Below are 25,101 nucleotides of genomic sequence, written 5' to 3' on the forward strand. Positions count from 1 at the left end.
AAGGAGACAAAGAGCATGAGCGTCGTCACCATTGAACAGCATGGCAAGGTCACGCTGTTCACCCTGAACCGCCCCGAGAAGCGCAACGTCATCTGCAAGGAGACGGCCGAGCTGCTGCAGCAGGGCTTCCGCGAGTTCCACGCGTCCGCGCAGCGCGTGGCGGTCATCACCGGCGCCGGCAACGAGGCCTTCTCGGCCGGCGCCGATGTCGGCAACCTGCCGGAACTGTGGCGCTGCATCCCGGGCTCGGGCTTCGTCACCGACAAGCCCATCATTGCCGCCACCGCAGGCTGGGTGGTGGGCGGGGCGCTGGTGCTCCACATGATGTGCGACCTGGCGGTGGCTGCGGACAACACGCGTTTTTCCTACCCGGAGGCGCGCCTCGGTTTCACCGGCGGCATGATCGCGGGGCTGGCGGCACGGGTGCCGCACAAGGTCGCCATGGAGCTGATGCTGCTCGGGCGCACCGTGGATGCGCAGCGCGCGCGCGAGGTGGGCCTGGTCAATGACATCGTGCCGGTCGGCGGCCAGGTGGAAGCCGCGCTGAAGATGGCCGACGAGCTGTCGCGCTCGGCACCGCTGGTGCTGGCCACGCTCAAGCGCTTCGTCGCGCAGACGGTGATGCCGAAGGGCCCTTCCGAGCTGATGGCGGATGCCGTGCGCGAGCTGTCCGCGGTGCGCGAGAGCGAGGATACGCAGGAAGGCATGCGCGCCTTCCGCGAGAAGCGCCGCGCGCAGTACCAGGGGCGCTGAGCGCCGGCGGCGCAGGGGCGGATGACAACGGCGGCGGGGCCCGGCGCATGCCGGCCGGCGCCGCGCGCAGGAGACCGGGAACATGACGCGAACCTTCAGGGCGCTGGCCGCCGCCCTGGCGCTGGTGGCGGGCTGTGCGGCGGCACCGGCCGCGCTGGCCGACTACAAGGGGCCGGTGCGGCTGGTGGTCCCTTACCCCGCCGGTGGCAATGCCGATACGCTGGCACGGCTGTTTGCCGAACGCATGAACCGCGAGCTGGGCACGCCCTTCGTGGTGGAGAACAAGGTCGGCGCGGGCGGCACCATCGGCGCGCAGTCGGTGGCCAACGCGCCGCCGGACGGCAGTACCTTGCTGCTGGCGCCTACCGCCGTGCACGTGATCACGCCTCACCTGCGCGCCGTTCCCTACGACCCGCTGAAGGATTTCGTGCCGGTGGCCAAGCTGTCGTCTTCGATCGGCATCGTCACGGCGCGGCGCGACCTGCCCGCCAAGGACATGCGCGAGTTCATCGCCTACGCCAAGGCGCACGAGGGCAAGGTGTCGTACGGCTCCGCCGGCCTGGCCACCATCACCCACCTGCAGGGCGCCGTGGTCGGCATGAAGACCGGCGTGAACATGCTGCATGTGCCCTACAAGGGCTCGGCCGAGGCGATGAACGATCTGCTGGCGGGGCGTATCGACGTGATCTACGACAGCGTCGCGCTGCCGCAGATCAAGGCCGGCCGGCTCAAGGCGCTGGCGGTGACCGGCACCGAGCGGCATCCGGAGCTGCCCGACGTGCCGACCTTGCATGAACAGGATCTCGACCTGGCGCTGCCGAGCTGGTTTGCGCTCTATGCGCCGCGCGCTACGCCGCAGGCGGTGGTCGAGCGCTATGCCGCGGCGGCCGGACGGGTGATGTCCGCGCCCGACATGAAAGGCCTGCTGATCCGTTTCAGCCAGTACCCGTCCTTCCAGGGGCCGGCCGAGTTCAGCCGGCAACTGCTCAAGGACGATGCCTTCTACCAGCAGTTGATCCGCGCCGGCAATATCCGGCTGGAGTAGGGGGCGGCAGGGGCGCGCGCGGGCCGTCGGCGCGAAAGGGCGCGATGTGTTTCAGCCGCCGCTTCCTGCGTCGCCCGCTTTATCTGCGTCCGCCGCAGCGTCCGCGTCATCCGCATCCAGCGCCAGGCTTGCCAGCCAGCGCCGTACCACCGCCTCTTCCTCTGGCGACAGGGTGGCGCGCAGGCGCGCCTCGTTGACCATCACGCGTTCGCGGCAGCGTGCCAGCAGGGCTTCCCCGGCGGCGGTCAGGGCGATGGCCTGGATACGTCCGTGCACGGGGTGAGGCCGGCGCGCGATGGCGCCGGCCTTCTCCAGGTTGGCGACGATCACGCTGACGGTCTGCGGCGTCAGCAGGGCCAGCCTGGCGACGTCGGCACCCGACAGGCCAGGATAGGCGCCGGCCATGGTCAGCACGACGAATTGCGGCGAAGTGACGCCGAGGTCGGACAGCGCGCGCTCCATGCGCAGGCGGTTGCCGGCGCTGGCCTGGCGCAGCAGGTAGCCCAGGTGGCCGGCTTCGCCGCGCTTGCCCTCTCCGGCGCGCGGCACCGGGCGGTGCGCCAACTGGCGGGCGTCGGCCGCGGGGTCGCCGGCGGCGCCGGCAGGCGGCGTGGCCGCCGCGCGCTCCTCGGCCCGGGGCGCCTGGGCGGCTTGGGGGCGTTTGCGGGGGCCCTGGCTTGCGCTGCGCATGGTCGGGATGGCAAGTTGTTCGTGGCCTGACATTATCGCAGCGATCGGCGGCGCGGGCACCCTGAATGGCGCTGCCGCTCCCGGCGCTTGCCAGAATCGGCCGACTCGCACGAAGATGGTGCTTTGCCGAGCCACCAGTCACCAGCCGACCCGACAGGCCAAGATGAAGAACAAGGCGCAATTCACCACCGGTCCCATCGCACGGACCTTGCTGTTGTTTTCGCTGCCCGTGCTGGGCAGCAACATCCTGCAGTCGCTCAATGCTTCGATCAATTCGATCTGGGTGGGCCATTTCCTCGGCGAAGCGGCGCTGACCGCCACGTCCAACGCCAACATCATCCTGTTCTTCCTGCTCGGCGTGGTGTTCGGCGTCAGCATGGCCAACACCATCCTGGTGGGGCAGGCGGTGGGCGCGCGCGATATCGCGCAGGCGCGGCGGGTGGTGGGCACCAGCACCACCTTCTTCGTGCTGCTGTCGGTGGCGGCGTCGGCCTTCGGCTACGTCTTCACGCCGGAGATCCTGCTGGCCATGGGCACACCGGCCGACGCGGCGCCGTTCGCCATCGCCTACCTGCGCATCATCTTCGTCGCGCTGCCCTTCATGTACTTCTACAACTTCGTGATGATGACGCTGCGCGGCGCGGGCGATTCGCGCACGCCGTTCTGGTTCATGCTGTTGTCCGTCGGCCTCGACGTGGCGCTCAACCCCTTGCTGATCTTCGGCGCCGGACCGGTGCCGGCGCTGGGCATCGCCGGCTCGGCGCTGGCGACGCTGATCGCGCAGTCCACCAGCCTGGTGGCCATGCTGGCGCTGCTGCGCCGCCGCCGCCACTTCCTCTGGCTGCCACGCAGCGAGCTGTCGCTGCTGTGGCCCGATCTCGCCATCCTGCGTTCGCTGGTAGTCAAGGGCTTGCCGATGGGCATGCAGATGGTGGTGATCTCGTCATCGGCGCTGGTGATGATGTCGCTGGTGAACCGCCACGGCTCGCAGACCACGGCGGCCTACGGTGTGGCGTCGCAGCTGTGGACCTACGTGCAGATGCCGGCGCTGGCGGTAGGCGCGAGCGTGTCGTCGATGGTGGCGCAGAACGTCGGTGCGGGGCTGTGGCACCGCGTCAACAGCATCACGCGCACCGGGCTGGCCTTCAACCTCGCCATGACGGGGGCGCTGGTGGTGCTGATCTACGTATTCAACCGCCATGCACTGGGCCTGTTCCTGCCGGGCGACGGCGAGGCCATCGAGATCGCGCAGCACATCAATGCCGTCGTGCTGTGGTCTTTCATCCTGTTCGGCTTCACCATCGTGCTGTTCGGCACGGTGCGTGCCACCGGGGCGGTGATGGCACCGCTGGTCATCCTCTTCGTGTCGATGTGGCTGGTACGGCTGCCGTTCGCCAGCGTGCTCTCGGGGCCCTTCGGCGCGGGCGCGATCTGGTGGAGCTTCCCGGTGGGCTCGGTGGTGTCGGTGACGCTGGCGACGCTCTACTACCTGCGTGGCACCTGGCGCGCCAGCCACATGCTGGCAGCCGGCAGTGTGCCGGCCGCGGTGCCGGCCGGCGTGCGCGCCAATCCGCGCAGCTAGCCGCGCGCGGGGTGCATGCCCCGTTGTTTTCCGGCGGCGCCTGCCGCCGGTTTCCGCCACTGCGGGCATCGATCATCGCCGCCGGCCGTGCCGCCTGTGCAGGGCGGGTCTTCCTTTCGGATGGCTTTCATCCGCATCGCCGCGGATATGGCCTGCGCCGTCCCCTCTGGCTGAAGCCTGAAATGAAAGCTCTTTGTAAGGGCGTGCTGTTTCGTCTCCGGAAGCGAGCAGACAGACAGGCGCCGCCTCGATGTCCTTTCCCTCAGACATGTTGACCGCAAACGGCCGGATTCGCTTGACGTGGCTGGGATCGCGACGCATCGGCACGCGCGGCGCGCGTGCAGGCAGCGCATCGGTGAATACCCCTAGTTCAAGACAACTGAAAGGCGGATGAAAGCACACCTATCTAACGTTGCACCCATTCTCGGGCGGATGGGGTCAATGTACCGACGCTGAGGGGGGACTGCCGGGCAGCAACAGAGATGTGCGGCAGATGCATTTCGTGTACTTCGAGGAGAATCGTTTTGCGCATACGCAGCCAAAAGGACTTTGCCTCCGGCCTGATGTTCATTCTGGTCGGTTTGAGCTTTTCCTGGGTCGCACGCGGCTATTCCATGGGAACGGCGGCGAAGATGGGACCCGGTTACTTTCCATTCCTGCTCGGGCTGGTGCTCGCCCTGCTGGGCGCGCTGGTCCTGATCGGCTCGCTGTCGAGCAAGGGCGAGCAAGACCACCTGGCGCGCTGGGACCTGAAGACCCTGCTGTGGATCCTGGGTTCGGTGGTGCTGTTCGGCCTGCTGCTCAAGCCGCTCGGCATGGTGCTGTCGGTGTTCGTGCTGGTGCTGGTGTCGTCGATGGCCAGCCATGAATTCAGCTGGAAGGGCGCGCTCCTCAATGGCGTGGTGCTGGTGCTGATCAGCCTCGGCGCCTTCGTGTACGGCATCAATCTGCAGATGCCGGTGTGGCCTGCCTTCATCACCGGTTAAGGAGTCGGTCCCATGGAATTGTTCGAACACCTTGCCCTGGGCTTCTCCACGGCATTGTCGCTGCAGAACCTGGCCTATGCCTTCCTGGGCTGCGTGCTGGGCACCCTGATCGGCGTGCTGCCGGGCCTGGGGCCGCTGGCCACCATCGCCATGCTGCTGCCGGTGACCTACACGCTGCCGCCGGTGGCCGCGCTGATCATGCTGGCCGGCATCTACTACGGCGCCCAGTACGGCGGCTCGACCACCGCCATCCTGGTCAACCTGCCCGGTGAATCGTCCTCGGTGGTGACCACCATCGACGGCTACCAGATGGCACGGCGCGGCCGCGCCGGGGTGGCGCTGGCCACCGCCGGCCTGGGCTCGTTCTTCGCCGGCTGCGTGGCCACGCTGATCCTGGCCGCCTTCGCCACGCCGCTGTCGGAACTGGCTTTCAAGTTCGGTCCCGCCGAGTACTTCTCGCTGATGGTGCTGGGCCTGATCGGTGCCGTGGTGCTGGCGTCGGGCTCGCTGCCGAAGGCGGTGGCGATGATCGTGCTGGGCCTGCTGCTGGGCCTGATCGGTACCGACGTGAACTCGGGCGCCGCGCGCTTCTCCTTCGACATCCCCGAACTGACCGACGGTATCGACTTCGTCGCGCTGGCCATGGGTATGTTCGGCTTCGCGGAAATCATCGCGAACCTGGAGCAGAAGGAAGCCCGCGAGACCTTCACCGACCACGTGACCAACCTGTGGCCGACCAAGGAAGACTTCCGCCGCATGATCCCGGCGGTGCTGCGTGGCACCTTCCTGGGTTCGGCGCTGGGCATCCTGCCGGGCGGCGGCGCGGCACTGGCCTCGTTCGCGGCGTACTCGCTGGAGAAGAAGACCTCCAAGTACGCGCACGAATTCGGCAAGGGCGCGATCGAAGGCGTGGCAGGTCCGGAATCGGCCAACAACGCCGCGGCGCAGACCTCCTTCATCCCGCTGCTGACGCTGGGCATCCCGCCCAACGCGGTGATGGCGCTGATGGTGGGCGCGATGACCATCCACAACATCCAGCCGGGCCCGCAGGTGATGACCAGCAACCCCGCGCTGTTCTGGGGCCTGATCGCCTCGATGTGGATCGGCAACCTGATGCTGATCATCCTGAACCTGCCGATGATCGGCGTCTGGGTGAAGCTGCTGACCGTGCCGTACCGCTTCCTCTACCCCGCCATCCTGGTGTTCTGCGGCATCGGCGTGTATTCGGTCAACAACCAGACCTTCGACGTCTTCATGGCGGCTGGCTTCGGCGTGATCGGCTACCTGTTCCTGAAGCTGAAGTGCGAGCCGGCACCGCTGCTGCTGGGCTTCGTGCTGGGGCCGATGATGGAAGAGAACTTCCGCCGTTCCCTGCTGCTGTCGCGCGGCGAGTTCAGCGTGTTCGTCACCCGCCCGCTGTCGCTCGGCCTGCTGATCGCCGCGGCCGCGCTGGTTGCCGTGGTGGCGCTGCCCTCGATCAAGGCCAAGCGCGAGGAAGCGTTCCAGGAAGAGTGACGCCCCACGACCAGGCGCCGGCCATCCGGCCGGCGCGCGCAAGATGAAGTGGTACTCGGGGTGCTCTTGGGGCACCCCGTTTTTTTTTGCATGACCGCCCGCGCGCACCGCGGCGCGGATCGACCGACCCAGGGGCCCGAGCGGGTCCCGGCATGCGGGCAGCGCCCGCGCCGATGATGGAGAAGCCGCCGACTGCCGGAGCAGCAGTCATGGCCTGAGCCTGATGTCATTTCCTCCCGTGCCTGCTGGCGGCCTGCCGGCGGCGCGGGGCCAGTGCCCATGAAGACACCCACACTCGACCGATTCGTTTCGCGCCTCTACATCCTGAAGTTCGTCAAGGCACGGCCCGCGACCGTGCTGAACCTGGTGGACCGCCTGCGCGAGCACGGCATCGACAAGAATATCCGCTCGCTGCGGCCCATCCTGCGCAGCCTGATGATCGCCAGGGCCATCACGGCCGAACTGGTCGAAGGCAGCGGCCGGGTCTACTGCATCACCGAGCAAGGCCGCGCCGAGCTCGACCGCTATCTCGCGCACCTGGACATCCTGCAGTCGGAGCGCGGCAACGAGCCCTCGCCGGGCCAGGGCCGGGAAGACGGCGGCTGACGGGCGACGAACGGGCGACGAACGGGCGATGACTGCGCTGTCACGCTGCGCCCGCCGAGGCAGCGCCGATCGCGGCGCCGGATGCGCCAGCCCCATGCCTCTTCACCACATCGCCGCGGATCAGGCCAGCACGCGATAGGTCGACTGCACCAGGCCGGAAGGAAAGCGCCGGCTCGATTCCAGTGCCAGGCTCACGTCGCGCGGCAGGGCGCCGAACAGTGGCCTGCCTGCCCCGATCAATACCGGCACCGTGGTGATGACCAGGTCGGCGATCAAGCCATCGCGCAGGAACGACTGGACCAGGCGGCCGCCATCGACGTACACGCGGCGCGCGCCGGCGGCCTCCAGTTGCGCCATCGCTTGCGCGGGCGTGCTGTCCGAGAAGCGCACCTTTCCCTGCAAGCTATCCGGTACTGGCTTGCCGGCCAATTGCCGCGACAGCACGAGCACGGGCCTGTCGTAGGCCCATTCGCCCATCGTGAGGACTTTCTCGTAGCAGCCCCGGCCCATGACGATCGCGTCCTTGTCGGCGATGAAGGCCGGATAACCATGGTCTTCCGCCGGATCATCCCGTTCCAGCAGCCAGCCGATGTCGCCATCGGTCCGCGCGATGAAGCCGTCGAGGCTGGTGGCGATAAAGACGTGTCCTGTGATCATTGTCGATGAAGTCCGTGGTGCCTGGATAGCCGATTATGACCGCGGATCCAGCCGGCTGCGACCGCTGGTGCAAGGGGCGGTGCAAAGACTGATGCGTACAGCCACGCGGTGCCCTGGATGCCCGGCGGAAGCATCGCGAAAGCAATACCCGTGGCGTAGTGTGCGGTCCATTCCGAGGCGGATTTTCCCCGGATGGGGGCTGCCTTGCCGAGGCTGGCGAGGATCCCGGCGGCCCCGATACCACCTGGCCCCTCACGCCTCACGCCATCAGCACCTGGTTGCGCCCGTTGCGCTTGGCCTGGTAGAGGCCGGTGTCGGCCAGTTCGACAAGGCGGCTGAAGACCTGGTCCGGCGCCGGCACGATCACCGCGCCGCCGATGCTGACCGTGAGCCACGGCGAGGTCGGCGAACCTTCGTGCGGCACCTGCAGCGCCTCGATCGCGCGTCGCACCTTCTCGCCGAGCAGGCGCGCGCCGCCCGGCGAGGTGGCCGGCAGGATCATGGCGAATTCCTCGCCGCCGAAGCGGGCCGGCAGGTCGGCCGGCCGCGCGCAGTTCTCGCGGATCACGCTGGCTACGCGCCGCAGCACTTCGTCTCCGGCCACGTGGCCGTAGGTGTCGTTGTAGGCCTTGAAGGCATCGACGTCGATCATCAGCAGCGCAAGCTGGCTCTGCTCGCGCTGCGCCCGCCGCCATTCGGCGTTCAGGTACTCGTCGAAGTAGCGCCGGTTGGACAGGCCGGTGAGACCGTCCGAATTGGTCAGGCGCTGCAGTTCGAGATTGATCTCCAGCAACTGCTGCTGGCTCTGCCGCAGGGCGCGGTAGGCCTCGTCGCGTTGCAGCAGGTTCAGGTAGGAGCGCGAGTGGTAGCGGATGCGTGCCACCAGCTCGATGCTGTCAGGCAACTTGACCAGGTAGTCGTTGGCGCCTGCCGAGAAGGCTGCGCTCTTCATCTGCGCCTCCTCCTTCGTCGACAGCACGATGATGGGGATGTCGCGCGTGGCAGGATTGTTGCGGTAACGTCGGACCAGGGTCAGGCCGTCCACGCCGGGCATCACCAGGTCCTGCAGGATCACGGTGGGGCGCGTCAGTTCCGCCACGCCGATGGCCTCGGCGGGTTGCGCGCAGTAGTGGAAGTCGATGTCGGGCTCGCCCGCCAGAGCGCGCCGCACCGCTTCTCCCACCATCGCCTGGTCGTCGACCAGCAACACCATGGCCTGGTAGTCGTACTGGTTGCCGCCGCCGGTGCCGAATTCACCTTGTGTTGCCATCTCACTTCCTCAATATCGCTGGACGGGCCCCGCTGGCGTCGTGCCGGCCGGCAGGGACCGCCGTGCTACCCCGGTTGCTTGCCGAACATCGCCCCGCCGCCCACGCTCTGCAGACGCGCGGCGATCCTTTCCAGGGGCAGGATCTCGCGGGCGGCGCCGAGCGCCGCCGCGGCCTTGGGCATGCCGTAGACAGCGCTGGAAGCCTGGTCCTGCGCGATGGTCAGGAAGCCGCGCTCGCGCATGGCCTTCAGCCCGATCGCGCCGTCCCGGCCCATGCCGGTCAGCAGCACGCCCGTCGCGTCGCCGGCCCAGTGGGTCGCCACGCTGTCGAAGAACACATCGATCGACGGCCGGTAGAGGCAGTCTTTCGGTTGCTCCGTGTAGACCATCTGCGTCGCGCAGGTGAGCCGCAGGTGGTCGTTGGTGCCGGCCAGCAGCACGGTGCCCGGCCGCGGCGCCTCGCCGTCCAGCGCCAGCCTGACCGGCAGCCGGCATTGCTCGTCCAGCCAGGCTGCCATGCCGGCCGCAAAGGCCTCGTCGACGTGCTGTACGACCACGATCGCCGCCGGGAATTCCGCCGGCAGCGCGCCCAGCAGGGTGGCCAGCGCCGCCGGGCCGCCGGCCGAGGCGCCGATTGCCACCAGGCGCTGGGTGGTGGAGCGTCGCGGCGTCTCCGGCGCGGCCGCCGGCTGCCGGCTCTGCCCGCCCACCAGGCTCGCCACCGTGCGGATCTTGCGCAAGAGCGGAGCCGCAGCGCGCTGCGCGTCGGGCTCGACCAGGGTGGGGGTGTCGACCGCATCGATGGCGCCATGGCCCATGGCGTCGAAGACCAGGCGCGTGTTGCGCTCGACGTCGGTGGTGACCACCACGATGGGGCAGGGAGTCGCCGCCATGATGCGCCGCGTGGCCTCGACGCCGTCCATGACCGGCATCAACAGGTCCATCAGGATCAGGTCGGGCGTGTCGCGCGCGGCCCGGCTGACGCCCTCGGCGCCATCGGCCGCCACCCAGGCAAGCGTCAGCGACGCATCCTGCGCGAGCGCGCGGCGCAGCGCGGCCACGGCGGCGGGTGAGTCGTTGACGATACCGATCTTCATCATGCGCGCGCCTCGCCTATCAGGTCCCGCACCGCGTCCAGCAGCGCTGTGTCGTGGAAGCTGCCCTTGGCCAGATAGTAATCCGCACCGGCCTCCAGGCCGCGGCGGCGGTCCTGCTCGCGGTCCTTGTATGACACCACCATGACCGGGATCGGCCGCAGCGCGGCGTCCTGCTTCATCCTGGTGACCAGCTCGATGCCGTCCATGCGCGGCATGTCGATGTCGGTGATGACCAGGTCGAAGGACTCTGCGCGCAGCATGTTCCAGCCGTCCATGCCGTCGACCGCCACCCCGACATCATAGCCCCGCCCGGCCAGCAGCTTGCGCTCCAGCTCGCGCACCGTGAGCGAGTCGTCGACCACCAGCACGCGCCGGCGCCGCAGGGTTTCCGCTTCGGTGCCGGCTTGCCGGGCGCGCGCGACGCCGCCCTCGGCCACCAGCCGCTCGACCGAACGCAGCAGGTCGTCGATGTCGAAGATCAGCACCGGCGTGCCGTCGTCGGTCAGGCTGCCCGCGGCGATATCCTTGACCTTGCCCAGCGCCTCGGCCAGCGGTTGCACGACCAGCGTGCGCTCGCCGAGCAGGCGGTCGACGGCGATGCCGTAGGTGTGTTCGTGTTCGCCGATCACCACCACCGGCACTTCATCGCGCACGGCCGCGCCGACGGGGCGCTGCAGCACCTGGGCCGCCTCGACCAGGCCGACCTGGCGCTGCGCGAAGCGGAAGTGGAAATGCTGGCGGCCCTCGAGCTGCTCGATGGCATCGCGCGGCACCGACGTGGCCCGCTGCACGCGCCCGAGCGGAAAGGCATAGGCTTCGCCGTCGACCTCCACCAGCAGCGCGCGCACCACCGACAGCGTCAAGGGCAGCTCCAGGTGGATCTGCATGCCTTCGCCGCTGCGCTGCGACAGGCGCAGGCTGCCGTGGACCTGGCGGATCATTTCCTGCACGGCGTCCAGCCCGACCCCGCGGCCCGAGATCTCCGACACGGTGTCGCGCATGCTGAAGCCCGGCAGCAGCAGGAATTCGAGCAGCTCACCCTGCGACAGCCTGCCGGCGGTCTGCTCGCTCGCCAGCCCGCGCCGCACGATGGCGCTGCGCAGGCGCTCCAGGTCCACGCCGGCGCCGTCGTCGGCGATCTCGATGATCAGCCGGCCGGCGTTGTGCCGCGCGTGCAGCGTGATGCATCCCTCCGCCGGCTTGCCCTGCGCCACGCGCTGCGCAGGAGGCTCGATGCCGTGATCGGCGGCGTTGCGCAGCAAGTGGGCCAGCGGGGCGTCGAGCTGCTCCAGGATGTCGCGGTCCACCTGCGTCTGCGCCCCGCTCAGTTCGAGCCGCACCTGCTTGCCCAGGGTCCGGCCCAGGTCGCGCACCATGCGGGTGTGGCCGGCGATGGCGTCGGACAGCGGCCGCATGCGGCACGCCAGCGCCGTGTCGTACAAGCGGCGCGACAGCCGACCGGCGCGGTGGTCGTACTGCTCGAAGCCGGCCAGGTGCTCGGCGAACTGGCGATGCATGCCGGCCAGCAGGTCCTGAGCTTCGGCCAGCGCGGCCAGGCCGCGCTGGTCCGCCGTTTCGGTGGACAGCCCGGCGCGGGCCGTGTCGAGCGCGCGCGTGGCGCGCATCTGCAGGCGGCGCATCTGCTGCATGGCGTCGCCGAATTGCCGCAGGCCGTTCGATTCCACCATGCCTTCGGCGGCCATGGCCAGCAGCTGGTTGAGCGTTTCGGCGTTGACGCGCAGCACGCGCTCGCGGCCATCCGCCTGCGGCGCCGGCGCGGTCGGCGTGTCCGATGCGTTTGGCGTGGCCGGCGCGGACAGGGAGGATAGCGATCCGAAGTCCGGCATCGATAGCGCGGCCATGGCCTCCGCTAACAGGTCCGGTTCCGTCACGGCCGGGCTCAAGGCGCGGGCCTCGGCAGCGACGGCCTCCGGCGCGGGGACGCCCGCCGACGGTTTCGCCGCCGGCGCCTGTGGCGCGGCCAGCAGCGCCTCGAGCTGTGCCAGCAAGGGCTCGATGCGTGACACCTGCTCGTGCGGTGCCGTGCCGGGCTGGCCGATCCGCTGCAGCAGGTCGGTGCCCTCCAGCAGCGCGTCGATGTGGGCTGCGCTCAGGCGCAGGCTGCCCTGCTGGGCGGCGACCAGGCAGTCCTCCATCGCATGGGCCACGCGCACGGCCTCTTCCAGGCCGACGATGCGTGCCGCGCCCTTGAGCGAGTGCGCGGCGCGCATGCAGGCCTCGAGCTGGCGGGCGGCCCCGGGATCGCGCTCCAGCGCCAGCAGCCCGTCGTTGAGCACGGCGGTCTGCGCTTCCGCTTCGAGCGCGAACAGCTCCAGCAGCGAAGCATCGCGGAGTTGCTCGGGATTCATGCGAGGATCTCCAGCAGGGCCTGGCGCAGGCGGTCGGGATCCAGCAGGCCGACGTGGCGTCCGCCGCTGTGCAGCACCCCCTGCAGGTAGGGCAGGGCGACGCGCGAGAGCGTGGTGGGCAGCGGCAGCACGCGATCCTGCGCGAAGCGCTCCACACCGGCCACTTCGTCCACCGGCAGGGCGATGGCGGCGCGGCCCTGGCCGAGCACCAGCACGCGCGTGCCCGGCGCGGCGCCGTCCTGCGCCGCGGCCTGGCCTCCCAGCAGCGTGGCCAGGCTGATGCAGGCCAGCAGTTGCCCGCGCACGCCGGCCACGCCCAGCACGGCGGCGTGGCGGCGGTGGGGCAGGGAATGGATGGGACAGGGCGTGGTGATCTCACCGAGGGCGGTGGCCGGCAGCGCCAGCCATTCCTGCCCGGCGCGGAACACCAGGCAGGACAGCGCCGGTCCGTGTTCCGTCCCGGGCTGTTGCGTCGCGCGGGGCGCGCCCGCCGGCGCGCCGGCGGACGGCGAGGTACCGGCCACCATGGTGTCCAGCAGCGCGACCGCGGCCTGCGCGTACACCGGGCAGTTACGGCAGTGGACGAAGCCGGCAAGCCGCTCGCAGCTGCCGTCGCCGCGCACGCCGATGCGGCGCCAGCAGGCGTCGATGGCTGGCTCGGCGGAAGGTGGGGGCAGGCCGGCTTCAAGCATGGCGTCGGTCCCGTGCATGGCGCTCGGCGCGCTGGCGCAGGCGCAGCGCGCCTTGCGCATCGCCTTCGCTTTCGAGCAGCGCGGCCATGTGGTGCAGCGCCTCCTCGTGCGTGGGGTCGAGGTACAAGGCTTTGCGATACGACTCGCGCGCCAGCGCCGGCAGCCTGCCGGCATCCTGCAGGATGCCGTGCAGGCAGTGGGCATCGGCGTTGTCGCCGTGGGCGCGCAGCCAATCCTCGCAGGCCCGCGTCGCGGCTTCCAATGCGCCGCCGTCGGCCATCGCTGCGATGCGGGCCAGCGCTTGCGCGCTGCCGGCATCGGTGGCGCGGCCGGAGGGCGGGTGGACCGGAGGGGAGGCGGAGGTGTCGGCGGCGCGCGGCGCAGGCTGGATCCGGCGCGCCAGGGGGGCGGCCTGGCGTGCCGGCGGGCGTGGCGGCACCGGCATCGGCGCCGGCCGCGACGCCACGGCCGGCGCCTGCGCGGCGGCATGGCCGGGCGGGTGGAAGGCAAAGGCCAGCGGCACCTTGGCCGAGTGGAAGCCGCGTGCGGTCATCAGGCTGGCCTCGGCCGGGCCGACGAAGACCATGCCGTCCGGATGCGTCAGGCGTGCGAGCGCGGCCACGGCCTGGCGCTGGGTGGCGGGGTCGAAGTAGATCAGCAGGTTGCGGCAGAAGACGAAGTCGAACGGCGCCTCGCCGTCGAGCAGGCCGGGCTCCAGCAGGTTGCCGCGGCGCAGCCGCACGCGGGCCCGTACGCGCTCGTCCAGCTGGTAGCTGCCCGCCGCGCGGCGGAAATAGCGGTCGCGGAAGTCCAGCGGTCCGCTGCGGAAGGCATGGTCGCGATAGCGGCCGCCGCGCGCGTGCTCGAGCGCCAGCGCGCTGATGTCGACGGCTTCGACCTGGAAGCGGTGGGCGGGAACGCCGCTGTCGAGCAGCGCCATGACGATCGAATAGGGCTCCTCGCCGGTGGAGCAGGGCAGGCTGAGCAGGCGCAGCGGACGATCGATGCCGCGCAGCCGCTGCACGGCGAAGCGGCTGAGCGCGTGCAACGCTTCGCGATGGCGGAAGAACCAGGTCTCGGGCACCACGACGGCCTCGATCAGTGCCTGGAACTCTTCCGTTTCGCCGTGCAGCCTGAGCCAGTAGGCCTGGTGATCGGTTTCATTGATGGCATCCAGGCGCTGTTGCACGGCGCGCGCGATGGCGCCGGGCCCGAGGGCTTCGGCATCCAGCCCGGTGCGCTGCTTGAGCAGCGCCGCGATCTGGGCCGGCAGGCTCATGGGGGCGAGGCGGTTCATGATGCCTCCGCCGCCGCGAACAGCAGGGCGTGGACGGCCGCAGGCAGCAGCGCGTCGACCCGGACCCATTGCACCAGCCCGCCCGCATCGGCCCGGACCGGGCCCAGGTAGCGCGCTTCGCCCGCGGCGATGCCGCCGTCGACGAACTCGGCGGGATCGCAGCGCAGGGTCTCGGTGGCGCGTTCCAGGCGCAGGCCCAGGCAATGCACCTGCGTCTCGCCCGCGCGGCGGTAGTGCACCAGCACCGTGCGCGTGCTGGTGCGCGCGGCCGCCGGCGCGCCGGTGGCGAGCGCGCTCAGGTCGATCACCGGCACCGGGCCGCCGCGGTGCGTCAGCAGACCGCTGACCCAGGCGGGCGCACCGGGGATCTGCTTGAGCGCCGTCAGCGGCAGCACCTCGATCACCTCGCCGGCATCGAGTGCATAGCGGTCGGCGCCGATGCCGAACAGCAGGAAGAGCTTCATGGCGGCCTCGGCGGGGCTTACACCTTGAAGCGCGAGACGCCGGCGCGCAGTTCGTTGGACACCAGTGTCAACTCGTCGATGGCCTGGCCCGACTGGCGCAGCGATTCCACGGTCTGCTGCGCGGCTTCGGACAGCTGCATCAGCGCCTGGTTGATCTGCTCGGCGCCGTTGGCCTGGGCCTGCATGCCCTCACTGACCATCTGCACGCGCGGCGCCAGCGACTGCACCTGGCCGATGATCTGCGACAGCTGGTCGCCAACCTGGGTCACTTCCGACATGCCGCGCCGGACTTCTTCGGAGAACTTGTCCATGCCCATCACGCCGGCCGCCACCGCCGACTGGATCTCGCGCACCATCTGCTCGATATCGTAGGTAGCCACCGCGGTCTGGTCGGCCAGGCGCCGGATCTCGGTGGCGACCACCGAGAAGCCGCGGCCGTATTCGCCGGCCTTCTCGGCCTCGATGGCGGCGTTCAGCGACAGCAGGTTGGTCTGGTCGGCGACCTTGGCGATGGTGGTCACCATCTGGTTGATGTTGCCGGCCTTCTCGTTGAGTGTGGCCAGCTTGGCGTTGACCGAGCCGGCCGCGTCCATCACGTGCTGCATGGTGGCCTCCATGCGCGACAGGCCGGCCTGGCCGGTGCCGGCCAGGCCGGCGGTCTGCTCGGCGGCGCCGGACACCTCGGACATGGTGCGCACCAGGTCGCGCGAGGTGGCGGAGATCTCGCGCGAGGTGGCGCCGATCTCGGTGGTGGTGGCGGCGGTTTCCGTCGCCGTCGCCTGCTGCTGGCGCGCGGTGGCGGCGATCTCGTTGACCGAGGTGGTGACCTGGATGGCCGAACGCTGGGCCTGGCTGACCAGGCCGGTCAGCTCGCCCGACATCTGGTTGAAGCCCTCCTCGACGGCGAGGAACTCGTCATGGCGCCGCAGCGCCATGCGCAGGCGCAGGTCGCCGCCGCGGATGCCCCCCAGCAGCGAGACGATGGACTGCATCGGCACCGTGATGGCGCGCAGCAGCAGGTAGCCGCAGACGATGGCGGCCAGCACCGCCACCACCAGCGCGACCTCGATGCTGGTCTTGGCCGCATCGACCGCGCCGACGATGGCGCCGGAGGCGCGGTTGGCGACCGCGTTGTTGTCGTCGACCATCTCCTGCACCACCTTGCGCGCCTCGGTCCAGCGCTCGTGCGCCGGCCCGCGCAGCGCCGCCTCGGCCGGGGCCGCGCCCTTCCACGCGTCGGGCGTGGCAAAGGCGCGCGCGGCCTCCTCATAGCGCGCCCGTGCCGCCGTATAGGCGGCGAAGCGGGCGCGGTCGTCGTCGCGGAACATGGTCGATTCGTACTGCTGCTGCAGCTTGTCCAGGCGCTGCAGGGCGTCGCGCGTCTGCTCCTGGAACTGCTGGCGCTGGCTGTCGCTGGCCGCGCTCACGGTTTCCCAGCCGAGCACGTAGAGTTCGCCCCAGACGCCGCGCAGGCCGGTACTGTAGTTCAGCCCCGGCAGCGCGTCGCGCTGCATCTGTACCGCCTCGTGGTCGATGGCGGTGAGGCGGTTGTAGGCGACGACGCTCATCAGCAGCATCACCAGCAGGATGAAGGAGAAGCTGGCCAGGATGCGGGTACGGATGGTCCAGTGGTTCACGGTGCGGTTTCCGGTAGCGGCTTGGTTCTGCGTCGGGCGGGACGGCGACAGCCCGCCGGCGGCCGGGCCGCGGGCGGGCTTGGGTCGGGCGCGGCCGGGCCGCCGGCGCAGTTGTGCGGCGTAGGGTACTGTAACGTCCAGGCCATTTCAATGCCGGCGATGGGATGGCGGCTTGTACTATTGCGCCGCAGCAAAAGCGATGCGGGGCGCTTGATTTTTTCCAAGTTTTCGTCACACTAGCCAAATAGCTAGATCCGAACGATGTCGATAATCACCTACAAGGCTGGAATGGTGGCCAGGTCGGAGGCCAAGGCGACCGGTGCCTCGCCGGATGCGGACGTGGATCCGCTCACGGGGATACCCTCGCGCCAGGCATTCTTGAAGCGGCTGGAGGCACGCCTGACACAGGAGGCGGTGCCCCGCTGCGCATTGCTGCTGATCGGCATCGACGACTTCCGCGCCTTCAACGACATGCACGGCTTCGGCGAGGGGGATGCCATCCTGCGCCAGGTGGCGCGCCGCCTGCGCGATGCCTCGCCGCGCGACGCCGAGCTGGGCCGCGTGGGCGGCGACGAGTTCGGCGTGCTGCTGCCCTCGATCTCCGACCCGACCCTGGTGCGCCATATCAGCGCCGCCATCCTGTCCCTGCTGTCCGAATTCCATGAGGTCGAGGGCCGCCGCCACCATGTGCTGGCCAGCGTCGGCGCCTGCGTGGTACCCGCCGCCGGCAACGACGTGTCCGAGGTGCTGGCCTCGGCCAGCCTGGCGCTCGGCCGGGCCAAGCGGGACGGCGGCCGCACCATCCGTTTCTTCAAGCCGCAGATGCGCACCGACGTGGCGACGCGCCTGTCGCTGGTGCAGGCCTTGCGCGAAGCCTATGCGCAGCGCCAGTTCGAACTGCTCTACCAGCCCCAGGTCGACCTGCGCGACGGGCGCGTGGTCGGCGCCGAGGCGCTGATGCGCTGGCGCCACCCGACCCTGGGCCTGCTGCAGCCGGCCAGCTTCATCGACGCGCTGGCCGCCAGCAACGTCGCCGGCGATGTCGGCATGTGGCTGCTGCATACCGCCTGTGCCCAGGCCCGGGTGTGGACGCTGGGTTTCGCCAATGCGCCACGCGTGGCCATCAACCTGTTCGCCGCACAACTGGCCGAGAGCCGGCTGCTGACCGAGGTGCGCCATGTCCTGCGCGAGCTGCAGCTCGCGCCCGAGCGGCTGGAACTGGAGATCACCGAGACCATCGCCCTGCAGCAGGGCGACGAGATCTCCGACCAGCTGCAGGCGCTGCGGCGCGACGGCGTGACCCTGACCTGCGACGACTTCGGCACCGGCTATGCGTCGTTGAGCTTCCTGAAGTCGTTCCCGGTCGACCGGCTCAAGATCGACCAGAGCTTCATCCGCAACGTCACGCAGGACCCCGTGGACGCCGCCATCGTCCATTCGCTGATCGACGTCGGCGCCAGCCTGCGCATCGGCGTGGTGGCCGAAGGGGTGGAGACCGCCGAGCAGCGCGACTTCCTGCTCGCCAACGGCTGCTACGAGGCCCAGGGCTACCTCTATGGCCGCCCCATGTCGGCGGAGCGGCTGACCGAGTACATCCGCAGCCAGACCGGCTGACCCGGACAGGGCACGCCCCGGGGCGTGCCCGTGCTCGCTCCGGCCCGCCTTTCCCCTCCGAATTCCGTCCGGATCCCCCCGAATTCCTTCTGGATTCCTTCTGGATTCCTTCTGAATCCCCGCTTTCCGGCACGCCGCCGGCATGCCCGGCGGGAGACAGATCTGCTTACAAAATCACGTGCGCGCAAACGGCGGCGGCGCGTTCCACGGTATAGGCTCCGTACAGGACGGCGGGCTTCGGGCCCCGCCGGCACACCGATCATGCATACCCTTCCGCTTTCCCGGCGCGCTGTCCAGGCGACCTTGCGCGCGGCCATGCTGGCCACGGCCCTGCTCCTGGCCGCCCACGCGCCGGCACGCGCGCAGCAGGCCGATCCTCCCGCGCGCGTCGCTACCGTGACCGAGCGGTCCGGTGGCCTGAGCCTGGCGCCGGCGGGTTCGGATGCCTGGGTGCAGGCCAGCCCCAACCGACCCATCAGCACCGGCGACAGCCTCTGGGTGGATCCCGCCGGGCGCACCGAACTGCATATCGGCTCGACCGCGCTGCGGCTCGGCGGCGGCACCGCCATCGGCGTGCTCAACCTGGACGACACCATGGCGCAGGTGCGCCTCACGCAGGGCACCCTGCAGTTGCGCGTGCGCGCGCTGCCGGCCGGCCAGTCGGTCGAGATCGATACGCCCAACCTGGCGCTGGTGCCGGCCGAACCCGGCGACTACCGCCTCGACGTCGCCGCCGATGGCTCCACCACCATGGTCACGGTACGGCGCGGCCGCGCCGAGCTGTATGGCGACACCCGCTCGCTGGCGCTGGCCGCCGGCGAGCGCATCCGCCTCGGCGGCACCGACCTCGCCGATGCCGGGCCGGTGCCGTATGGCCCGGAGGACGATTTCGACCGCTGGACGCTGGCACGCGATGCACGCGAAGACGCTTCACGCTCGGCCCGCTATGTCTCGCCGGAGATGCCGGGCTACCAGGAACTCGACGCCTACGGCGCCTGGGAGCAGGACCAGGGCTACGGCGCGGTCTGGTACCCCAATGTGGTGGCGGCAGACTGGGTGCCTTACAGCAGCGGCAACTGGGTCTGGATCGCGCCGTGGGGATGGACCTGGGTGGATAGCGAGCCTTGGGGTTTCGCCCCCTTCCACTATGGCCGCTGGGCCTTCATCGGCCACCGCTGGGGCTGGGTGCCCGGGCCGCGGGTCTCTCATCCCTGCTATGCGCCGGCGCTGGTGGCCTTCGTCGGCGCCGCTGCTGCCGCCGGGCCTGGCGTCGCCTGGTATCCGCTCGGGCCGGCCGAGCCCTATCGTCCGGTCTACCGGGCCAGCCCGGCCTATGTGGCCCGCGTCAATGTCAACGTCAATGTGAACGTCGCCGGCGGCGGGGGGCGGCCCTTCGGCGCGCCGGCGCCCGGCGCCGTGCCGAACCGGCTGGTGCCCGGTGCGATCAGCGTGATGAGCGCTGCCGCCTTCGTCCAGGGCCGCCCGGTGGCACACGGTGCCCGGCGCGGCGACTGGCGCCACCTGCCGGCCGGCGAGGGGCAAGGCGCGCCGCTGCTGGCGCCGGTGCAGGCCAGCCTGGCCGGCGCAGCCGCGGCGCGGCACGCACCGCCGCCGGCCGGCGCCTGGTCCCGCCCGGTGGTGGCACTGCGCGCGCCGGCGCGCCGCCCGCCGGACGAACTGGCCGGCCGCTTCGCCAGGGAGGGCGCGACCGTGCCCGGCGCGGGCGCGGCGCTGCACGCGGCGCCGGTGCCGGCCCTGTCCGCCGCACCCGGGCCCGGCCTGCGCCTCAGCCGCGCGGGGCAGCCGCCGCGCGCCCAGGTGCCGGCGATCGGCGCGCAGCCGCCGCGCCAGCCGCTGGCGGTGCCGCCAGCGCGCGGATCGCAGGAGTTCCCGCGCGGCGGACCGGGCATGCCTGGCGCACCGATGCCGGGCACGCAGCCGGGACGCGCGGGGCCGGCTCAACCGTTCGAGACGCCGCAGCGCCAGCAGCAGGAGATGCAGCGGCAGCAGGCGGACCAGCAGCGCCAGGTGCAGGAGCAGCAGCGCCTGCAGCAGGAAATGCAACGCCATCAGGCCGACCAGCAGCGGCAGCAGGTGGACCAGCAGCGCCAGGTGCAGGAGCAGCAGCGCCTGCAGCAGGAGGCGCAACGCCACCAGGCCGACCAGCAGCGGCAGCAGGCCGACCAGCAGCGCCAGATGCAGGAGCAGCAGCGCCTGCAGCAGGAGGCGCAACGCCACCAGGCCGACCAGCAGCGGCAGCAGGCGGACCAGCAGCGCCAGGTGCAGGAGCAGCAGCGCCAGCAGCAGGAGGCGCAACGCCACCAGGCCGACCAGCAGCGGCAGCAGGCGGACCAGCAGCGCCAGATGCAGGAGCAGCAGCGCCTGCAGCAGGAAACGCAGCGCCACCAGGCCGACCAGCAGCGGCAGCAGGCGGACCAGCAGCGGCAGATGCAGGAACAGCAGCGCCAGCAGCAGGAGATGCAACGCCGCCAGGCTGACCAGCAGCGGCAGGCGCAGGAGCTGCAGCGCCAGCAGGCCGAGCAGCAGCGGCAGATGCAGGAGCAGCAGCGCCGGCAGGCAGACCAGCAACGCCAGATGCAGGAGCAGCAGCAACGGCAGATGCAGGAACAGCAGCGGCAGATGCAGGAGATGCAGCGTCGCCAGGCTGACCAGCAGCGGCAGGCGCAGGAGCAACAGCGCCAGCAGGCCGAGCAGCAGCGCCAGCAGTTCCAGCAGCAGCGGCAGATGCAGGAACAGCAACAGCAGCAACAGCGGCAACAGCAGCAGATGCAGGAACAGCAGCGCCAGCAGCAGGACGCGCAGCGGCGCCAGCGAGAGCAGCAGCAACAGCAACAGCTGCAACAACAGCAACCGCAGCGCTAGTCCTGGGCGGAGGGCCCCAAGGCAAGCGGCGCGCGGCGGGAGTGTCCCGCCGCACGCCGCAGGCTTTCCCGGTGCCGGCTTACTTGCCCAGTTCGGACAGGCGCACCTGGGCGATCTTGCCGCCCTGCACCACGCCGACGATGGTGTCGGCCACCGTGCCGCCCTTGGCGTCGATGCCCTCCACCTCGTTGGGGTTGGCATCCTTGGCCATGGTCTTCACCGCATCGGGCAGCTTGGCGCGGATGGCCGTGGCGTCCGAGGTGGTGCCGGCCAGCTTCATGGCGCCGGCCAGTGCGTACACCATGGTGTAGTTCAACGACATCTCGGTGGTGGCATCCTTGCCGTCATGCAGTTTCTTGTAGCGGCCGTTGAATGCCTGCGCCGCCGGACGCGCATCGTTGACCAGCGGCAGCACGCCGATCGAGCCTTCCAGCATGGCCAGGCCGTTGGTGACCTTGGCCATCTCGTCGAGCTTGGCCTGGTCCATCACGATGAAGCCGCCCTTGAAACCCAGCTCACGCGCCTGCTTGACCACCAGCGCGGTGGGCTCGGAAGGGCCGCCGACGAACATCACGTCGGGTTTGTCGGCCAGCACGCGCGACACGCCGCTGTAGAAGTCGGTGGCCTTGGTATAGGACATCGGATTGTTGGCCACCACCTTGCCGCCCGCGGCCTCCCACGCCGGCACGAAGGCCTGCACCCAGGCCTTGGCGTAGTCGTGGTCGGCCGGCGCCAGCGCGACGTTCTTGCCGAAGCGCTTCATCTCCGCCTTGATGAACGGCTCGATATAGCCGGTATAGGCCGGCGGGATGCGGATGGTCAGCTTGTTGCCCACGTCGGTGATGCGCGGCACGCTGGAGTAGGCCATCACCAGGAACTTCTCCTGCTCGTTGAAAGCCTGCAGCGCGAAGATGCCGCCCGAGTGCGGTACGAACACGGCAGGCGTCTTGTACTGCTGCACCAGCCGGCGCGCGTTGATGGCGGCGTCCGCCGGCGAGTACTTGTCGTCCAGCGACACCACCTCGAGCTTGACCTTCTTGCCGCCCACCTCCAGGCCCTTGGCGTTGATCTCGTCCACGGCCATCTGGATACCGGACAGCACGTTCTTGCCGTACAGGGCGGCGCCGCCGGAAAGCGGGCCCGTGTAGCCCAGCTTGACCACTTCCTGCGCCAGCGCGGCGCCCGAGGCGAGCAGGGCGGCCATGGCGGTGGCGGCCAGCGGGAAGATGCGGCGGATCGTCTTTTGCTGCATGAGGCTGTCTCCTGTTGTCGTTGCGTATTGCTCGGGTATGGCTTGCTTGTTCATCGTGTTGCTGTGCCCAGGGAGCAGGGCGGGTAGCCGGGTCCGTGGAGTGCTGCCGGTGTGCTCCCTTCTACCGCTTGCGGGAGAGGGGCCGGGGGAGAGGGCCGGCGCCCGCTGGTCGGGGCTGCGAGGATGACACCCTCGGCCCGCTTGCATCGCTCACCCGCCGATGTACGCCTTGCGGATGCCTTCGTCCTTGAGCAGGGTGTCGCGGTCGCCTTCCATGACGATGCGCCCGCCTTCGATCACGTAGGCACGGTGCGCGATGCCCAGTGCCGCGTAGGCGTTCTGCTCGGCCAGCAGCACCGTGGTGCCGGCGCGGTTGATGCGCTGGATCACCTCGAACATCTGCTTGACCACCAGCGGCGCCAGGCCGAGCGAGGGCTCGTCGAGCAGCAGCGCGCGCGGGCGGCCCATCAGCGCGCGGCCCAGCGCCACCATCTGCTGCTGCCCGCCGGACAGCGAGCCGGCGGCCTGGTGACGCTTCTCGCGCAGGATGGGGAACATCTGGTAGACCTCTTCCAGCGTGCGCTGGCTGCCGGCGCGGTCGCCGCGGTGCACGTAGGCGCCCAGCACCAGGTTCTTCTCCACGCTCATGGCGGGGAACAGCTTGCGTCCCTCGGGGCAGTGCACCAGGCCGGCCTGCACGATCTGCGACGGCTTCATGCCGCCGAGCTCGCGGCCGTCGAAGCGCATGCTGCCGCCGCTGGTGCGGTGGATGCCGCTCAGGGCCAGGAAGATCGAGCTCTTGCCGGCGCCGTTGGCGCCCAGCAGCACCACCAGCTCGCCGGCGCCGGCGTGCAGGTTGATGTTGTCGAGGGCGCGGAAGCTGCCGTAGGAAAGCGAGACGCGCTCAAGCTGCAACATGGTCGGCTCCCAGGTAGGCCTCGATGACGAGCGGATCCTGCTGGATCTGCGCGGGCGTTCCCTCGGCGATCTTCTCGCCGTAGTTCAGCACCATGATCTTGTCGGCCATGCGCATGATCATGTCCATCTTGTGTTCGATCAGGCAGACGGTCTTGCCATGGCGCACCATCTTGCGGATCAGTTCGGCCAGGCCCACGGTCTCCTCCGGATTGACGCCGCCGGCCGGTTCGTCGAGCAGCAGCAGTTCCGGGTCGGTGGCCAGCGCCAGCGCAAAGGCGACGCGCTTGCGCTGTTCCTGCGTGATGTCCGCCGCCACTTCGTGCGCCAGGTGGGAGAGCCCGACGAAGTCGAGTGCCTCCTCGGCCTTGGCGCGGCACAGTCGCTCTTCCTCGCGCAGGCGGCGCGTGTTGAAGATGACGTCGGCCAGTCCGGAGCGCGTGCGCAGCCGGTGGCCCACGATCAGGTTGTCCAGCACGGAGGCGCGGTCGAACAGGTGCGTGGCCTGGAAGGTGCGGGCCACGCCCAGGCGCGCGATCTGGTCGGCGCGCAGGCCGGCCACGTCCCTGCCGCGCAGCAGGATCTGGCCCGAGCTGGGCGCATGCGTGCCGGCAATCAGGTTGAAGAAGGTGGTCTTGCCGGCGCCGTTGGGGCCGATGATGGCATTGATGTGGCCGGCCTCGAATTTGACCGACACATCGTGCACGGCGGTCAGGCCGCCGAATTTCTTGGTCAGGTTGCGGATCTCAAGCATGGTCGGCTCCGGCGGTGGGGCTGGCGGCGCGGGCGGCCTGGGCCGTGCCCGGTTGCCGTGCGGTGCGGCGCATGGCGGCCTCGCGGCGCGCCTGGCGCTTGAGCCAGGAGCCGACGATGCCGTCCGGGACGAAGATGATCAGCAGGATCAGCACCGGGCCGAACACCAGCATGCGGTAGTCCTGCAGGAACTGCAGCGTCTGCGTCACCCACGGCACCAGCACCGAGCCCAGCAGCGGTCCCAGCAAGGTGCCGGTGCCGCCCACCAGCATGGCCATCACCATGTCGAAGGTGAGGTCGGTGCGGGCGATGTCCGGGCCGAGGAAGCGCACCTGGCCCGCATACAGCGCGCCGGCGAAGCCCGCATAGCCGACCGACAGCACGAAGGACAGCACCTTGGTGCGCATCAGGTTGACGCCCAGCGCTTCGGCCAGCGCCTCGCTGTTGCGCACGGCCAGGAAGCTGCGTCCCAGCAGCGAGCTGACGATGCGGTGCATCAGCCAGGTGCCCAGCACCAGGAAGGCCAGCACCAGGTAGTACTGCGCCAGCACGCTGTCGAACTGCAGCGGCCCGATGGCCGCCGGCACCGGGATGCCGATCAGGCCCACGGTGCCGTGCGTCAGGCTTTCCCACTTCTCGATCAGCAGGTAGATGATGTAGCCGACGCACAGCGTGAAGATCGAGAAGTAGTGCCCGCGCAGCCGCAGCGACACCAGGCCGACGAAGTAGCCGATGACCATGCAGACCACGCCGGACAGCGCGAACGCGGTCCAGAACGGCACCTGGTGGTCGACCGTGAGGATGCCCAGCGTGTAGGCGCCGATGGCCATGAAGCCGCCATGCGCCAGGTTGAGCTGGCCGGTGTAGCCGGTGATCAGGTTCAGGCCGAGGGTGGCGATGGCGTAGATGTAGGCCAGCGTCATCACGGTGTGGAAGTAACTGTTGGAGGCGACCAGCGGAAAGGCCACCGCCAGTGCCAGCAGCAGCGCCCAGCCCGTCTTGCCTTGCAATGCGTTCATGGCTT

The 25,101-nt window shown here is 70.0% G+C and carries 21 protein-coding genes; 8 read left to right on the forward strand and 13 right to left on the reverse strand.

What is annotated here, in order from left to right:
• Positions 1-15 precede the first annotated feature (15 nt).
• Together BKK81_RS24195 and BKK81_RS24200 are read left to right on the forward strand one after the other, a co-directional pair.
• A complete protein-coding gene (locus BKK81_RS24195) occupies positions 16-753 on the forward strand; it encodes an enoyl-CoA hydratase/isomerase family protein (protein ID WP_071018360.1) in 738 nt (245 codons plus the stop codon).
• 82 nt (positions 754-835) lie between these two features.
• On the forward strand, positions 836-1,798 hold the full coding sequence (locus tag BKK81_RS24200) for a tripartite tricarboxylate transporter substrate binding protein (protein WP_071018361.1): 963 nt from the start codon (positions 836-838) through the stop codon (positions 1,796-1,798).
• A gap of 51 nt (positions 1,799-1,849) precedes the next feature.
• Here the strand turns inward: BKK81_RS24200 and BKK81_RS24205 are convergent, their stop codons facing one another.
• Positions 1,850-2,362 (reverse strand): MarR family winged helix-turn-helix transcriptional regulator, encoded by a 513-nt coding sequence (locus BKK81_RS24205; RefSeq protein WP_071022186.1) that lies wholly within the window; start codon positions 2,360-2,362, stop codon positions 1,850-1,852.
• A 289-nt stretch (positions 2,363-2,651) separates the two neighbouring features.
• On the opposite strand from BKK81_RS24205, the gene BKK81_RS24210 reads away from it, so the two are divergent.
• From BKK81_RS24210 to BKK81_RS24225, 4 genes are all read left to right on the forward strand, one after another.
• On the forward strand, positions 2,652-4,070 hold the full coding sequence (locus tag BKK81_RS24210) for an MATE family efflux transporter (protein ID WP_071018363.1): 1,419 nt from the start codon (positions 2,652-2,654) through the stop codon (positions 4,068-4,070).
• A 524-nt stretch (positions 4,071-4,594) separates the two neighbouring features.
• Positions 4,595-5,056, forward strand: coding sequence for a tripartite tricarboxylate transporter TctB family protein (locus BKK81_RS24215; protein ID WP_071018366.1), 462 nt, complete (start codon positions 4,595-4,597; stop codon positions 5,054-5,056).
• Positions 5,057-5,068: 12 nt separating this feature from the next.
• Positions 5,069-6,571 (forward strand): tripartite tricarboxylate transporter permease, encoded by a 1,503-nt coding sequence (locus tag BKK81_RS24220; RefSeq protein WP_071018368.1) that lies wholly within the window; start codon positions 5,069-5,071, stop codon positions 6,569-6,571.
• A 279-nt stretch (positions 6,572-6,850) separates the two neighbouring features.
• On the forward strand, positions 6,851-7,177 hold the full coding sequence (locus BKK81_RS24225) for a helix-turn-helix transcriptional regulator (RefSeq protein ID WP_071018370.1): 327 nt from the start codon (positions 6,851-6,853) through the stop codon (positions 7,175-7,177).
• A gap of 120 nt (positions 7,178-7,297) precedes the next feature.
• On the opposite strand, the gene BKK81_RS24230 is transcribed toward BKK81_RS24225, so the two are convergent.
• The 8 genes from BKK81_RS24230 to BKK81_RS24265 all read right to left on the reverse strand — a co-directional run bounded on the left by BKK81_RS24230 (position 7,298) and on the right by BKK81_RS24265 (position 16,660).
• Positions 7,298-7,834: a dihydrofolate reductase family protein gene (locus tag BKK81_RS24230; RefSeq protein ID WP_071018372.1), complete on the reverse strand. Its 537-nt coding sequence runs from the start codon at positions 7,832-7,834 to the stop codon at positions 7,298-7,300.
• A 259-nt stretch (positions 7,835-8,093) separates the two neighbouring features.
• Positions 8,094-9,104, reverse strand: coding sequence for a response regulator (locus tag BKK81_RS24235; protein WP_197524048.1), 1,011 nt, complete (start codon positions 9,102-9,104; stop codon positions 8,094-8,096).
• A gap of 65 nt (positions 9,105-9,169) precedes the next feature.
• Positions 9,170-10,201 (reverse strand): chemotaxis response regulator protein-glutamate methylesterase, encoded by a 1,032-nt coding sequence (locus BKK81_RS24240; RefSeq protein WP_071022191.1) that lies wholly within the window; start codon positions 10,199-10,201, stop codon positions 9,170-9,172.
• On the reverse strand, positions 10,201-12,570 hold the full coding sequence (locus BKK81_RS24245) for a hybrid sensor histidine kinase/response regulator (protein WP_071018374.1): 2,370 nt from the start codon (positions 12,568-12,570) through the stop codon (positions 10,201-10,203). Before BKK81_RS24245 ends, BKK81_RS24240 begins: the two co-directional genes overlap by 1 nt.
• Positions 12,567-13,262 carry a chemotaxis protein CheW gene (locus BKK81_RS24250; RefSeq protein ID WP_071022193.1) on the reverse strand — a complete coding sequence of 232 codons (696 nt, stop codon included), beginning with the start codon at positions 13,260-13,262 and terminating at the stop codon, positions 12,567-12,569. Before BKK81_RS24250 ends, BKK81_RS24245 begins: the two co-directional genes overlap by 4 nt.
• The gene (locus tag BKK81_RS24255; protein WP_071018376.1) at positions 13,255-14,541 is read right to left on the reverse strand and encodes a CheR family methyltransferase; all 1,287 of its coding nucleotides are present in this window, start codon (positions 14,539-14,541) and stop codon (positions 13,255-13,257) included. Before BKK81_RS24255 ends, BKK81_RS24250 begins: the two co-directional genes overlap by 8 nt.
• A 14-nt stretch (positions 14,542-14,555) precedes the next feature.
• Complete coding sequence (locus tag BKK81_RS24260) at positions 14,556-15,023, reverse strand: chemotaxis protein CheW (protein ID WP_071018378.1); 468 nt, start codon at positions 15,021-15,023, stop codon at positions 14,556-14,558.
• 17 nt (positions 15,024-15,040) lie between these two features.
• Positions 15,041-16,660, reverse strand: a complete 1,620-nt coding sequence (locus tag BKK81_RS24265; RefSeq protein ID WP_071018379.1) for a methyl-accepting chemotaxis protein — start codon at positions 16,658-16,660, stop codon at positions 15,041-15,043.
• A gap of 288 nt (positions 16,661-16,948) precedes the next feature.
• Between BKK81_RS24265 and BKK81_RS24270 the strand changes: the two genes are divergently transcribed.
• Positions 16,949-18,274, forward strand: coding sequence for a putative bifunctional diguanylate cyclase/phosphodiesterase (locus BKK81_RS24270; RefSeq protein ID WP_071018381.1), 1,326 nt, complete (start codon positions 16,949-16,951; stop codon positions 18,272-18,274).
• 261 nt (positions 18,275-18,535) lie between these two features.
• On the forward strand, positions 18,536-21,157 hold the full coding sequence (locus BKK81_RS35615) for a DUF6600 domain-containing protein (protein WP_156811433.1): 2,622 nt from the start codon (positions 18,536-18,538) through the stop codon (positions 21,155-21,157).
• A gap of 79 nt (positions 21,158-21,236) precedes the next feature.
• Here the strand turns inward: BKK81_RS35615 and BKK81_RS24280 are convergent, their stop codons facing one another.
• From BKK81_RS24280 to BKK81_RS24295, 4 genes are all read right to left on the reverse strand, one after another.
• A complete protein-coding gene (locus tag BKK81_RS24280; protein WP_071018384.1) occupies positions 21,237-22,409 on the reverse strand; it encodes an ABC transporter substrate-binding protein in 1,173 nt (390 codons plus the stop codon).
• A 210-nt stretch (positions 22,410-22,619) separates the two neighbouring features.
• Positions 22,620-23,327, reverse strand: a complete 708-nt coding sequence (locus BKK81_RS24285; RefSeq protein ID WP_071018386.1) for an ABC transporter ATP-binding protein — start codon at positions 23,325-23,327, stop codon at positions 22,620-22,622.
• Complete coding sequence (locus BKK81_RS24290) at positions 23,314-24,078, reverse strand: ABC transporter ATP-binding protein (RefSeq protein WP_071018388.1); 765 nt, start codon at positions 24,076-24,078, stop codon at positions 23,314-23,316. The genes BKK81_RS24285 and BKK81_RS24290 overlap by 14 nt, the downstream gene beginning before the upstream one ends.
• Entirely contained in the window at positions 24,071-25,096 is a 1,026-nt protein-coding gene (locus tag BKK81_RS24295; RefSeq protein ID WP_071018390.1) for a branched-chain amino acid ABC transporter permease, read from the reverse strand. Before BKK81_RS24295 ends, BKK81_RS24290 begins: the two co-directional genes overlap by 8 nt.
• Between the last annotated feature and the right edge of the window lie 5 nt (positions 25,097-25,101).

Origin of the sequence: Cupriavidus sp. USMAHM13, assembly GCF_001854285.1 — a bacterium.
In the GTDB taxonomy this organism is placed as follows: domain Bacteria; phylum Pseudomonadota; class Gammaproteobacteria; order Burkholderiales; family Burkholderiaceae; genus Cupriavidus; species Cupriavidus malaysiensis.